We start from the raw sequence: 12,530 nt of genomic DNA on the forward strand, positions 1-12,530 counted from the left end.
AAATGGTTATGCCAAATTATTTAATTATCAGTTTACGGATTTGCCATTTTTTACGCGATAACGGACATGGCATTTTCCGTTTAAGGGTTTTTGGGTATCGTTCAGGTGTTTGCTGTTCCTGGTTTCGGTATATCGGTTCCGCCTGCTATTTTATTCAGATCTTTATCGTCCATTTCAAAATCTGAATAAGGCTTTACAGGAATATTGATGTACAGATAATCCGGGTCAGACTGATCGGTCACCATGATTTTCTTGCCATTAGGAAGGTTTCTGCCAAAGAATGCTTCTAATGTTTTTTCAGGGTCGGAGAGGAGGGATTCTTTAAACGCTTCATTATTCCATGCTTCTTCTATGATTTTAAAAAGCACTTCCTGTCCTTTCCTTTGTTCGTTTGTTAGTTTCATATTAGTTGGATGTTTTTGTAATGCTCTCTTCGCACTACCTGCATTCTTTATTTTAAAGAATGAATAAGCTCTTTCGGGGACATATTGTACTGGGCTACAAATAGTTTAGAGAAGTAATGAACATCATTGTAACCGACTGCATATGCCACCTGGGAAATTGAGTTCTGGATATAATTATCGATCAATTCTTTAGCTTTGTGCAGGCGAAGAATTCTGATATATTTGTTGGGTGAGAGATACAGCAGGCTGTTTATTTTACGATGAAGCTGTCTCTCGCTTACTGCCATTTTATAGGCAAGATCATAGATATTGATATCGTTCTGATTAATGGATCTGTAAATTTCCTTTTCGAGATTTACCAGCCAGTTTTGATCAAGTTTTGTAATTTTTGAGGGATTGATTTTTTTTGCACACATGCACTGAACGTTTTCATTGGCTTCATAAATTCCGAAAATATCTGGGCGCTCATGAAATGTCAGGCTTACCGATTTGGATTTTATTTCGGTTAAAATTTCCTCTATCAGATTATTGATTTGTTTGCTGCTGTTGAAAATAATTTCATGGCCGGGTCTTTCATTTTGTCTGCTGGCTGTAATGATGGTTTCCAGAGGATTTTTAATGTTGTGGACAATCTGGCTCAGTACATCCGGTGAAGTCCAGTCAATAGTGTTAGTCATGGTATTCATAGCTCAGTTTTTATATGGTTTGATTTGGTTAAGGTGTGTTGGTAGTGGATCGGTTTGGTGACGTAGGTGTGAATTTTATGTAGCCGGAGTAAGTTTTCTGCGATGTATTAATTTTTTGTTTTGGTGATAAAATTCTTTTAGTCCTTCATAATCCAGTGAAATAGGAATTGTTTCTGATCCAAGATAATTGATGGATTTTCCTAAAACTTTGGCTTTTATTCCCAGCAGCTTCATGGCTTTCAGAAGTTTGCTGTCGCACTCTGCAAAAGCCAGCCCTCTTTTTTTTCGGCACAAGGGAGCAATGGCGCAGACCATTAATTTTTTAAATAAAAACCGGTCTCCAATGTTTTTTCTGGTTGCAAATCTTCCGATATGCCAGATGGGCGTGCGGCGCTTTTTGTTGCTGAGCTGTAAGGGATCGATCTGGAATAATTTCTGAATTGGCAATTCCTGATGATAATCCCATTTTACAACTCTTATAACACCTTCTATTGCTCCTGAAGAATCCTTTGAAACAAAAAATTCTGAATTGAAGAATAGATTAAGGTCTTCATAATACATTTTTGTGATCATGTCCTGGATATGTTCCGTTTCGTCTGTTTCATTGTCATTGTGATGGCACATGTTTTCATTAACTACGAAATTTGCCAATTCAGACAGCTGATCCATTTCAAGCTTTTCAAAATAGTTTTGTGATTTCATGGTTATTGGTTTGTAACAAAACTATTTCATCAAAAAATGAAAACTCCTACACTAAATGGTAGTATGTACAGGCGGGATAAAAAACTATCTTTTAGTGTAGTTTTTCCTGACAGGGTGAAAAAAGTAACATTTAAAAAAAATAAATATGTATCTAATAATAAAACAGATATAATTTTTCTAGAAAAATGTATAATGTAAAATTCTTTTCACTATTTTTGGAAAAAACTAAGGATATGAGTGGGAATGACATAAACTCTTTTTTTGACTCAAGGAACACGGTTGAAGCTTCATCAGATCTGGGTGATGAGACCCTTCATTATCTTGAACCCATAAAGTCTTTTGCCCGCGCTACCTACACCAGTATTTATGTGATCGACTATGAAAAACAGGGGTTTGAATTTGTTTCTGATAATGCCCTTTTTCTATGCGGAAATACCCCGGAAGAGGTACTGCAGATGGGTTACGCTTTTTATTTCAAACATGTCCCTGAAAGTGATCTGCAGATGCTGCTGAAAATCAACAATGCCGGTTTTGATTTCTATGAAAAAATTCCTGTTTCGGAAAGAAAAGAGTACAGTATTTCTTACGATTTTCATATAAAAAACAAGGAAGGAAGACTCATCCTTATTAATCATAAACTTACTCCCATGTTTTTAACCAAACAGGGGAAAATATGGAAGGCAGTATGCATCGTCTCCCTGTCATCAGGTAAAGAGGCAGGAAATGTAAAAATTTACAAAAAAGGACAAAACAAGGTCTACAACTATGATCTTGAAACAAACACCTGGATAGTGACTGAACAGGTTTCGCTCTCCAAAAGAGAAAAAGAAATTCTTCAGCTTTCTACTAGAGGCCTTACAATCAATGAAATTGCCGATACCATTTTCGTCTCGCCGGATACCGTAAAATTCCACCGAAGAAAGCTTTTTGAAAAGCTTGAAGTTACCAATATTTCAGAAGCGATTATTTTCGCAACCAATAATATGCTTATTTGATAAGATTAATGCTGTAAAAATATACCGATTTTATTCGCTAATGCATTGATGGCGCCGTTGATCAGAAGAATATAAACAGTAATGAGTAATGTTCTGATGATTAATGAAACTTTTTTATATTCATATCCTGAAAAGTACTGATAGTAAAACCAGAATATATAAATGATATTAAGAATCGGCGTAATGGCTTTAAGGTAATACAATGCATTTACATTAGTATAAAATACGGTGATGATGGGAAAAATTAAGCCAAGAATCAGCATGCCGATGGTGAGATACGTATTCAGGACAAGGTTTTCGGTGTAATTCTGTTTTGTTTTTTTAAAGATAAAGTAGCTTCCCAATGCATAAAACGGAATTCCTGATAAAATAATGAGCTTATAATACTCCCTCAATAATTTTGAATATTCGCTTAATTGTTCCTGATTGTAAATTTCACTGGCTTTCACTTTGGTTGCCCCTGTAATAACAAGCGTTATGGTAAGCACAAAAATAATGGCGGTAAACGCATTGAAATGTTTTACCCGTTTCCCCTGAACATATTCCCTGATGCTGTGGCCGGGCCTTGTAAAAAGCTCCTTAACGGTAAACAAAAACCCTTTATCCAGATGAAAAACGCCGTGCACAAGATCATGCGCCAGAAAATGCTGCAAAGAAAAACGGTGTGTAGAAGTTTTTTGTCCGCAGTGAGAACAATAGTTGTTTTCTGTTTCGCTGTTGCAGTTCAGACATTTGTTGTGATTCATGGGATATTAATTTTTATGGCGTTGCTTTAAAACAATTGTTTGCTGCAAAACTATTAAAAATTTTTATTTCGATGTTTAAGAATTGATTAATTAAATACCGTGATTTCTCATTAGGATGTAAAAATCTCGAATCTATATTTTCTGTCAAAATATAATTGTTCTTCTTCTGTTCTTTTGGTAATAATGATGCAGTTTTGTCCGTAGGTGACTGTTGAAATCTTCAATGTATTCTGGATTTTCGAAAATTCATGGTTAATCATATCCGGAAAAGAGCTTATGCTTTTCATTAAATTAAAATCCCCGACAAAACGGCCGTAAAGTCCGGCATTGGGTTTCCAGTAATTGGTTTCAATATCTTCGATAATATAAATACCGCCTTCTTCTAATAGATTTTCAAACAAATACATAAAAGTATCGAACTGATGTCTGGGATTGTGACTGCCATCATCAATGATGAGCTTTGCAGATTCTATTTTCCCTGTTATTTTTTGTAAATCTTCTTTCTTAGATTGGTCTGCTTTTATTATTCTGCATCGGTCATTGTGTACAGCTTCGGTATCGATATCAATACAGAAAAAGTTGGTGTAAGGAAAATATTCGCACCACATCTTCGCAGATTCCCCGGAACCATATCCGATTTCAAGCATGGTGAATTTCTCATTTCTTAGTTTTTCTAAAAAAGAAGGATAAAAAAAATGATAACCATGATGCATTACCTTATCGGTGCCGGCATCTTTGCATAATTCGTAAAATGATTTTTTCATGGTAATAATTTTTGTTTGGGTTTATGCTAATGCGTATTCGATAACTTTTTCTATTTTAAAACCGGACATTGTTTCTTCGATTTCGGTTTTTAGCTGATCCATCATTTCGTAATTGATTAATGTATTTCTTTCAAATTTATCTACCATATCAAGAAAAATATTCCAATAGTCAGAATTATCGTCGGGGTGAGGAATATGCGCGGAAACTCCGAGCTCCTGCAGTCTTAGCGCCACATCTTCGCGGTCGTAGCATTGCGTTCCTACTGTAAGAGAAGGAACCCGGTTCAAGATAGGATAGTGGTACATACCGGAACCGCATTGGTGGATAACCAGATTCGAAATTCCGCAGATGTAATTCAGCGGAAGCAGTTTATTGTAAAAAACTTCCTGCTTATATTTTTCGTTTACAGGATGATCGCAAGTTGTAATCACCGCATAATTTTTTTGAACAAAAAATTCAATATAATTTTCAATTGGTGTTTTGTCTATTGTACCCGTTGTAATAAATACAATGGGCTTTTTTTCATTTATCTTCAAAAATCCAAATAGTCTTTCGGTTAAGTTTTTTGAAGGCTTATCCATTACAATCAAAGGTCCGGAATAGAAATAAGAATCTTTGTCTTTTATATTCTCCGGCAACCGTTCGATGGTAGGTATTCCCGGGACGATTTTGGCTTTCGGCTTTGCATATTGCTGAAGAAAATACAGGTCAGATTCCATATTTGTTGCTGTTTCTGTATTGTGAGAGTCCGAAAAGCCGTCAGATTTGCTGCTGTTGTTTCCTTTTTCCAGAGAATGAACATGATTGGCATTTCTAAATTTTTTATCAATAGATCTAAAAATTCCTGTCCTTTGAATTGAAATTCGAGGTAGGTTATTTTTTTCAGCAATAAGAGGAGTAAAAAAAGAAGTATCTTCAATAATTACTGATGGTTTCACTATTTCATATGCTTTTTTTTCCATTTCCAGCAATTGTTCTTTTATTTTCTCCGAGTTTTCGGGAATCAGCGGATTTTCTTCTAAACTATAATTTAGTGGTACACAAGCAACTCCCTGCATGGTTAGAAAATTTTGGGAACCGCTGTTTACTAAAAAATGATTTTTTATTCCGATGCTGTGTTTCAGGTATTTCTGCTGCAAAACATATAAAGGAATCAGGTGTGAAAGTCCTCCTGCAAAATAAGGTATGGTAAGAATATTCATCAGAATTAATTATAAATGTTAAAAAAGGAATGATGATTTTTGAATTTATTTAAACCTATACAGAGGTATTGATGTTCAGCCAATTATTGATGAATTCTATTTGTTCCTCTTTATGCTTTGTGGAGAATAGGTTTATTCTCTGCTCAATATTTTCAATACAGTTGTGGCTGAAGATCTTGAAAGAGCCATTTCCCCCAAGATGATGATCCTGGCTATCCAGATTGAAGAAAGGAATATCTCCTTTCAGCATTTGCTGCATTTCATGATTAAGAATGAATTTATAATTTTCACAGTCTGCTTTTTGGTAAGCTTTCGACATCAGCTCATATAATTTTGATTCGTAAGCTTCGAAACTTTTCATAAAAACAGAGCTTCTCATGTATTTTAAAATCCTGAAATACACAAATGTCGGTCGCCATACATACCTTATTTTTTGTTTTTTGAAACCCTGAATCGGAGAATCTGAAGACATTAGTTCATCTTTTGATGATACAAACAGATCATAAGCTTTTGTAAAGCCTTCAATGAAAAAAGTTCGATAATCCCCGGCAAATAGATGCTTATCCTCGTAGAAAGGAATGTTTTCCTTGACCAGTTTTCTGAATACAAAACGGGTGTCTCTTTTAGAATCTATCGTATTGGGATGTATAACCTTTTTTTCCAGATCCATTATTTCGATATTGCCTTTAATTCCGTATCCTGCATATTCTGTTGGAACTCCGGTATTCTTATTAATAATAAGCATACTTTCCAATACAGAGAAAGGAGCTATTTTATGATGCTCATCCCAAGTGCGGATGGACTGCTGTGATAAAACCGGCTGAATAATCGTTTCATGATCTATAATTACAGGATTTTTTCCTGATGCTATCACATTTTCATAATGACAATCTTTGCTTCCTAAGAGAAGGGTAACCGCTAAAAGCACTCCGGCTTTTTGATAATACTCCTGAAGATCGGTAACAGAGTCTGCGCAATGATGATCTGCAAATTCCAGCCAGCCATAATGTTCATAATTTAGACATCTTAAAATTTTCAGATTAATATTTAATTTTTGATTTATCCAATCGATAAATACATTGTATGATTTGGCAGTATCAATATTTCTTGGTTTATAAATGAGTTTCGTATCATTGGATAATGTTACGGAAGCTGTACTTTCTCCACCGTGTCCGTCACCAAGACTCAGGTTGATATCTTTAATAGTAATATCACTGTTCAATGCTAAAGAAAATGTCTTAGAAATAAAATGAAGATCTTTGCTGAAATTTGAAAAAATATTTTGAATGTGGATGAGGTAATTGTTGACAACTGTTTTTAAAATTTTATTTAAAACAGGATATTTTATGGCTAATGTTGAATACATTGTTTCTACAAATTCACTGTAAATAGTTAAGCCATTCTTTTTTAGATCATTTAGCTCATCCTGTAACGTTACTTCTGCCACACTGCTCATTTCGTTCAAAAGTCCTATATGAAGTTTGTTTATCAATACAGCCGAAATATTTGTTTTTTTAAGTTCATTTACAAAACCTTGTGTATAGGGTACCAGAACGTCTACAAAAGGTATGTCTGCGTGCTCATCTTTAATCAGATTCATTGTCGGATTATCCATTTTCAATTGTGATTATTAGGCATTAGTAATAGGATCAATAAATAATGTAATCTATTGACAGGTAGAGTAAAAAAGATTTTATTTTAAATCTTATTTTTCAAGTTCTTTTGAGCTTTGCCCTCTGCTTCTGAACAGTAAGAAAAGACAGATGACAAGAGTGATGATGTATAAAGCATCCATCCAAGGATCTTTCAACGTCATTGTGCGAAGGTCGAGGTGCTTATATATTACAAAGCCTAAGATTATTGCAATAAGTCCTAAAACAGGTTTGAAGGCATTTTTATTCATGATTTCGGTATTATTTTTTTTGTAAATATACAGTGAAAAAACTATCAAACAACCACTCAAAAGGGTGGTTGTTTGATGATATAAAATTAAAAAAGGATTGTAGTATCTTACCAGTGAGAAACCACCCAGCTCACACCAATACCTAGAGCAACACCTGCTACATAAGCAGCAGCAATGGGAGTAGCTCCTCCGGCGATCATTTCCAGTTGCTCTTCTGTTAATTCCAATTCATCCAAGCTTACTTTTGTAGGAATGTTTAAATAGATTACAGATTCATCTGTTTGGTCTTCAACGATAATTTTCTTATCTGTTGGTACAGCCTTTCCTGTCAGCTGCTCGATTGTAGAAGCAGGATTTTTAATTAACTGCTCTTTAAAAGAAGCACTTTCCCACGCTTTTTGTGCTAAGGTTTTTAAAAGCTCAGCCCCTTTTTCTTGTTGTTCTATTGTTAAGTTCATTGTTTTGATTTTTTTTAAGTGATTAATTTTTTATTGGGCATTTTTTTATTGGTGCGTTGCAGCCCATACTGCTACACCAGCCATAAATCCGTAACCAATAGCAACGAATGTTGGCGTAAGTCCACCAGCTACCTGCTCAAGTTGCTCTTCAGTAAGCTCCAGCGCATCAAGATTCAGCTTTTTCGGGATGTTGAAATAAACTGTAGAATCATTTGATTGATCAACGACTACCAGCTTTTGTCCTTCCGGCAGGTTGATTTTATGACCTGTAAGTTTTTCCATTGCCTGTACAGGATTTGCAATTAATTCGTTTTTGAATTCAGCATCTTCCCATGCTTTTTGTACTACTTGAGCGTTCAGTTTTTGTTCTAGTGTTAATTCCATGTTTGTAATATTTTGTTGTTAGTTTTAAATTAAATTGTTGTTAAAATTGGGATAGTAGGAATGAAAGGCCCTGTTGTTCCGCCAGGGAAAGGAAACGTAGTGTCTCTTGGCGGCCAGATTGCAGCTCCTCCGGAAACTGCTTCCAGCTGCTCTTCGCTTAGTTCTGCATCAGCCGTGTTTTTCGGAGCGGCCGGGATGTTGATGTAAACCGCAGATTCATCAGACTGATCTCTTACGATTAATTTTTTTCCTTCCGGTAAATTCAGTTTTTTACCCGTTAATTTTTCGATGGCAGCTACAGGATCGTTTACCAGTTCTTTTTTGAACTCTGCATCTTCCCATGCTTTCTGTACGATTTCTGCGTACGTTTTTTGTTCTTGAGTGAATTCCATGTTTTTAATATTTTAAGTTAGTATTAGTTATTCGCTGAAAATTGGCGGAAAAGGATTGTAGGGTCCTGTGGTTCCTCCTGGAAAAGGAAAGTCCGGTATGCGTCCTCCGGCAGCAATTCCACCTGAAACGGCTTCCAGCTGCTCTTCGTTGAGTTCTGCGTCTACAGAATTTTTAGCAGGTGCAGGAATATTAATGTAAACAACCGATTCATCAGACTGATCTCTTACTACCAGTGTTTTTCCTTCCGGCAGGTTCATTTTTTTACCTGTTAATTTTTCGATGGCAGCTACGGGATCGTTTACCAGTTCTTTTTTGAACGCTGCATCTTCCCATGCTTTCTGTACGATTTCTGCATACATTTTTTGTTCTTGAGTAAATTCCATACGTATTAATTTTGTATTTGTTTGATTTTTATTTGGGTGAATAAAGGCTTAGCGAGGATAAGAAATCCACAACATCTTTTATAATTCCTGTTTCCCTGCCTCCGGCCACCATATCCAGCTGGTTCTCATTAAGCTCGATATCGTCAGTATTGGGTTTTGCCGGAATGTTGATGTATACGGACGAGTTGTCCGTCTGGTCACGTACTATGATTCTTTTTCCATCAGGCAGATTCAGTTTCGTACCTGTAAGTTTTTCAATGGCTTCTACGGGATTCTCCAAAAGTTCTTTTTTAAACCCGGCATCATCCCATGCTTTCTGTACGATCTCTGCGTACATTTTTTGTTCTTGAGTGATTTCCATAATATGAGTTCCTTTGTGTTGTTATTATAGTTTTATAAAATCGTGTAATTTCGGAAATAGAGCGTCTACAATACTCCCCATTACGTTTTGTCCTCCTGCAATAGCTTCCAACTGGCCTTCGGAAAGCTCCATGTTTTCCAAATCCGGCTCGGAGGGTATGTTCACGAAAATTTTAGAATTGTCAGACTGGTCTGCTATGATAAGCTCTTTTCCTTCCGGTAAGGTGATCTTCGCGCCGGTAAGGTTTTCAATGGCTGTTACCGGATTCTCAATTAATTCTTTTCTGAAGCTCAGGTCTTCCCAGGCTTTAGAGATCACTAATTGTAATACTTGTTGTGCAGTTTTTACTTCCATTATTTCGTTGTTCTGATATTGTAAAGCTACACTGTTTAAGAATGATAAATTTGCCAAAATCGCCGACAGGATTGTCAATTTATTTTTGTTGTTTTATTGTCCGATGAAGGCTACAGCAGCGTATGATGCCGATGCTTCCTGGTTTCTTTCCACGAAATACATTTTGATTTCTCCTTTTCCCTTTACCTGGATATTTCCTCTGTAGTGAAAAGAAAAGTCTTTTTCATCTTTAATTTGTTCATATAAATATTCGCTGATGTTTACTTTTCCGGTCATCCCGTTGCTCTCCATGCGGCTTGCTGTATTCACGGTGTCACCCCAAACGTCGTACTGGAATTTTTTTACTCCGACAATTCCGGCAACTATCGGCCCGACATGAATTCCCAGGCGCATTTCGAATACCGGCTTGCCCGTTGAATTTTCCAGTTTTCTTTTCAGCATAAATTCCTGCATTTCAATACCTGCGCAGACAATATTCCGTAAAGAATCCTTATGAGGCTGGGGAATACCTCCGGCTGCCATATAAGAATCACCGATGGTTTTTATTTTTTCGATTTTATACTTTTCAGAAATACTGTCAAAAGCTTTAAAACAGATATTGATCTCTTCAACCAATTCCTGAGGCGAGAGTTTTTCAGAAGTTTCCGTGAATGATTTAAAATCGGTGAAAAGAATGGAAACCATACTGAAATTCCGGGCATCCACATAGCCTTTTTCTTTCAGCTCGTCGGCAATTTCCTGCGGAAGAATGTTTAATAATAATCTTTCGGAGTTGTCTTTCTCTACACGGATAGCCTCCCTGGACTTTTTCATGAAAGCCAGCCGGTTCCATAATCCGGCTGCAATAATCAGGATAAAGAGAAGCGTAAGCATGATGTAATTTTTCTGTCTTTCCTTTTTTTCCACCTCCTCCTTATGTCTGGTTTGGATCAGATGTTCTTTTTTAACAAAAGAAAGACTGTCTAGCAACTGTTTCTGCTGAAATTCCATTCCTAAAATTTTATTAGAAGTTTGTTCAGACTGCAGGCTGTCTTTGAACGCCTGATTTTTTTCGTAATAATCCAGCGCTTTTTTATTGTTTCCTAAAAGTTTATATGTTTTATACAGACAATCGCAGGCATCCTTTTTTACACTCACGGCACCCAGTTTTTCAGCCATGGAAAGAGCGGTTTCACATTTTATTCTTGCTTCTTCGGCTTTTCCTTTCTGCAGAAGAATATTTCCGAGGGCAATTTGCGAGACACTTGTATATTGAAGGTTATTGATTTTTACAGCAGTTTTCAGGGACTGATTATAATAATTCCTTGCCTGCTCCACATCATTCTGCATTCTGAACAGTTCCCCGAGATTAAATAAAACTTCCGTTATTTTCTGCTTATCATTTAAAGCTTCTGCAATCTGTAAGGATTTGATGAAATTTTCACGGGCATTTTTGAAATCATGCTGTTTCATATATACTTCTCCGATTCCGTTGAGATTTTGCGCTAAAGATTTCTGATCATTCAGCTTTTGATAAATCGCATTTGCCCTTTTATAATATTTCATGGCATTGCCGAAATCTTTAATATTCAAATAAATTCCGCCAATGTTCTGGGTGGTGGCTGCAATGATTTTCTGATCGCCCAGTTTTTCCTGAATTCCGACGGCTTTTTTGTAATATTCCAGTGCTTTCAGATGGTTTCCTAAATAATAATGAATAGCCCCGATATTATTCATCGCAGAAGAAACCCCTTTGATATTATTGATTTTCTGATAAACCTCAGCACACCGGTTGAAGTAATTCATGGCTTCAAGGTATTTTCCCTGGTAATAATACATGGTTCCTATTTTATTTAAAGCATCTCCGGCTCCTTTGGTGTTTCCTTTTTCTTTATAAATATCAAGGCTGTTTTCAAAAAAATGCAGTGCTTCGGCATACTTTCCTGCATTCTGAAGCGCTTCTCCTTTCTGATAAAAATCGTCCCCGTTTTGGCTGGTTTTCGGAACCGTATTTTTTACCGGATCAGCACTTACCTGACCGAAAAATCCCAGTTTCTGAGTTCCTAAGACCAGAAAAAAGAGGAGTGTTGAAAGTATCTGAAACCTTTTCATAATTCTTTTGTACTTTAAATTGTAAGCAAAAACGTATACATTCAGAGGCTGAATATATACGTTGAATTGTTCTTTAGTAAATGGAATTTAAGATTAATTCCCACCAAATAAATCGCCATTCGAATTACTGATAATAAGAATTACCGGTGGCGGATCAGCCTGTCCCGAACCTCCGGCTACGATATCCAGCTGATCTTCGTTCAGTTCCATATCATCCATATCAGGCTCTGCCGGAATATTGATAAAAATTGTTGCCGGGTTAGATTGATCTACAACAGCAATGTTTTTGCCTTCAGGAATGTTCATGGAACGTCCTAAAAAACTTTCAATAGTCTGTTTCGGATTGGCAATCAGATTTTGTTTAAATACCGGATCCTTCCATGCTTTCTGTACTATGGATTGCAGGGCTTCCTGTTCATTCTTAGTGCTCATTTTGATAGTTTTTGGAATGTTTACTAGTGTAAAATTACTCCGATCAGGGCTGACATACCCGCCAAATAATCTGTTTATCTGGCATAATTACTTTCACAGCTAATGTTAAAGTTGCCGTGTATGTAAAAGAGTATTAAAAGATTTGAAATTAAGATTTAGAAATCTGGAATGAAGATGTGGATTCATCTAAAATAAAAACCTTAACAATTGATGTTAAGGCTTATTGATTAAAATGATGAATGTATGTGGAAGGCTTTAAAGTGACTGAAAA

Annotated in this window: 17 protein-coding genes; 1 reads left to right on the forward strand and 16 read right to left on the reverse strand. The window is 36.1% G+C overall.

The window, feature by feature from the left end:
• Positions 1-101: 101 nt before the first annotated feature.
• From U9K52_RS00910 to U9K52_RS00920, 3 genes are all read right to left on the reverse strand, one after another.
• Positions 102-404 carry an NHLP leader peptide family RiPP precursor gene (locus tag U9K52_RS00910; RefSeq protein WP_263601199.1) on the reverse strand — a complete coding sequence of 101 codons (303 nt, stop codon included), beginning with the start codon at positions 402-404 and terminating at the stop codon, positions 102-104.
• 47 nt (positions 405-451) lie between these two features.
• Positions 452-1,090 carry a helix-turn-helix transcriptional regulator gene (locus tag U9K52_RS00915; RefSeq protein WP_322924540.1) on the reverse strand — a complete coding sequence of 213 codons (639 nt, stop codon included), beginning with the start codon at positions 1,088-1,090 and terminating at the stop codon, positions 452-454.
• A gap of 75 nt (positions 1,091-1,165) precedes the next feature.
• The gene (locus U9K52_RS00920) at positions 1,166-1,792 is read right to left on the reverse strand and encodes a hypothetical protein (protein ID WP_263603812.1); all 627 of its coding nucleotides are present in this window, start codon (positions 1,790-1,792) and stop codon (positions 1,166-1,168) included.
• A 233-nt stretch (positions 1,793-2,025) separates the two neighbouring features.
• Here U9K52_RS00920 and U9K52_RS00925 point away from each other — a divergent pair, with 233 nt between their 5' ends.
• Positions 2,026-2,787 (forward strand): response regulator transcription factor, encoded by a 762-nt coding sequence (locus U9K52_RS00925; RefSeq protein ID WP_248391823.1) that lies wholly within the window; start codon positions 2,026-2,028, stop codon positions 2,785-2,787.
• Between the two features lie 5 nt (positions 2,788-2,792).
• On the opposite strand, the gene U9K52_RS00930 is transcribed toward U9K52_RS00925, so the two are convergent.
• From U9K52_RS00930 to U9K52_RS00990, 13 genes are all read right to left on the reverse strand, one after another.
• On the reverse strand, positions 2,793-3,533 hold the full coding sequence (locus U9K52_RS00930) for a DUF3667 domain-containing protein (RefSeq protein WP_248391824.1): 741 nt from the start codon (positions 3,531-3,533) through the stop codon (positions 2,793-2,795).
• Positions 3,534-3,643: 110 nt separating this feature from the next.
• Positions 3,644-4,297, reverse strand: a complete 654-nt coding sequence (locus U9K52_RS00935; protein WP_322924545.1) for a hypothetical protein — start codon at positions 4,295-4,297, stop codon at positions 3,644-3,646.
• A gap of 21 nt (positions 4,298-4,318) precedes the next feature.
• Positions 4,319-5,500, reverse strand: coding sequence for a hypothetical protein (locus U9K52_RS00940; RefSeq protein ID WP_322924547.1), 1,182 nt, complete (start codon positions 5,498-5,500; stop codon positions 4,319-4,321).
• Positions 5,501-5,555: 55 nt separating this feature from the next.
• A complete protein-coding gene (locus U9K52_RS00945; protein WP_322924549.1) occupies positions 5,556-7,115 on the reverse strand; it encodes a type 2 lanthipeptide synthetase LanM in 1,560 nt (519 codons plus the stop codon).
• Positions 7,116-7,205: 90 nt separating this feature from the next.
• A complete protein-coding gene (locus tag U9K52_RS00950; RefSeq protein ID WP_263603808.1) occupies positions 7,206-7,403 on the reverse strand; it encodes a hypothetical protein in 198 nt (65 codons plus the stop codon).
• Between the two features lie 107 nt (positions 7,404-7,510).
• On the reverse strand, positions 7,511-7,861 hold the full coding sequence (locus tag U9K52_RS00955; protein ID WP_066440811.1) for a class IIb bacteriocin, lactobin A/cerein 7B family: 351 nt from the start codon (positions 7,859-7,861) through the stop codon (positions 7,511-7,513).
• A 45-nt stretch (positions 7,862-7,906) separates the two neighbouring features.
• Positions 7,907-8,254 (reverse strand): class IIb bacteriocin, lactobin A/cerein 7B family, encoded by a 348-nt coding sequence (locus U9K52_RS00960; RefSeq protein ID WP_409515161.1) that lies wholly within the window; start codon positions 8,252-8,254, stop codon positions 7,907-7,909.
• A 20-nt stretch (positions 8,255-8,274) separates the two neighbouring features.
• Positions 8,275-8,637, reverse strand: a complete 363-nt coding sequence (locus tag U9K52_RS00965) for an NHLP leader peptide family RiPP precursor (RefSeq protein WP_263603806.1) — start codon at positions 8,635-8,637, stop codon at positions 8,275-8,277.
• Positions 8,638-8,664: 27 nt separating this feature from the next.
• A complete protein-coding gene (locus U9K52_RS00970; RefSeq protein WP_263603805.1) occupies positions 8,665-9,021 on the reverse strand; it encodes an NHLP leader peptide family RiPP precursor in 357 nt (118 codons plus the stop codon).
• 28 nt (positions 9,022-9,049) lie between these two features.
• Entirely contained in the window at positions 9,050-9,382 is a 333-nt protein-coding gene (locus U9K52_RS00975) for an NHLP leader peptide family RiPP precursor (protein ID WP_263603804.1), read from the reverse strand.
• Between the two features lie 24 nt (positions 9,383-9,406).
• Entirely contained in the window at positions 9,407-9,736 is a 330-nt protein-coding gene (locus U9K52_RS00980) for an NHLP leader peptide family RiPP precursor (protein ID WP_263603803.1), read from the reverse strand.
• A gap of 93 nt (positions 9,737-9,829) precedes the next feature.
• Complete coding sequence (locus U9K52_RS00985; RefSeq protein ID WP_322924556.1) at positions 9,830-11,827, reverse strand: adenylate/guanylate cyclase domain-containing protein; 1,998 nt, start codon at positions 11,825-11,827, stop codon at positions 9,830-9,832.
• Between the two features lie 93 nt (positions 11,828-11,920).
• Positions 11,921-12,259, reverse strand: coding sequence for an NHLP leader peptide family RiPP precursor (locus U9K52_RS00990; protein WP_248391841.1), 339 nt, complete (start codon positions 12,257-12,259; stop codon positions 11,921-11,923).
• Positions 12,260-12,530: the final 271 nt, after the last annotated feature.

The organism is Chryseobacterium sp. MHB01, from assembly GCF_034651565.1.
GTDB lineage: Bacteria > Bacteroidota > Bacteroidia > Flavobacteriales > Weeksellaceae > Chryseobacterium > Chryseobacterium nepalense.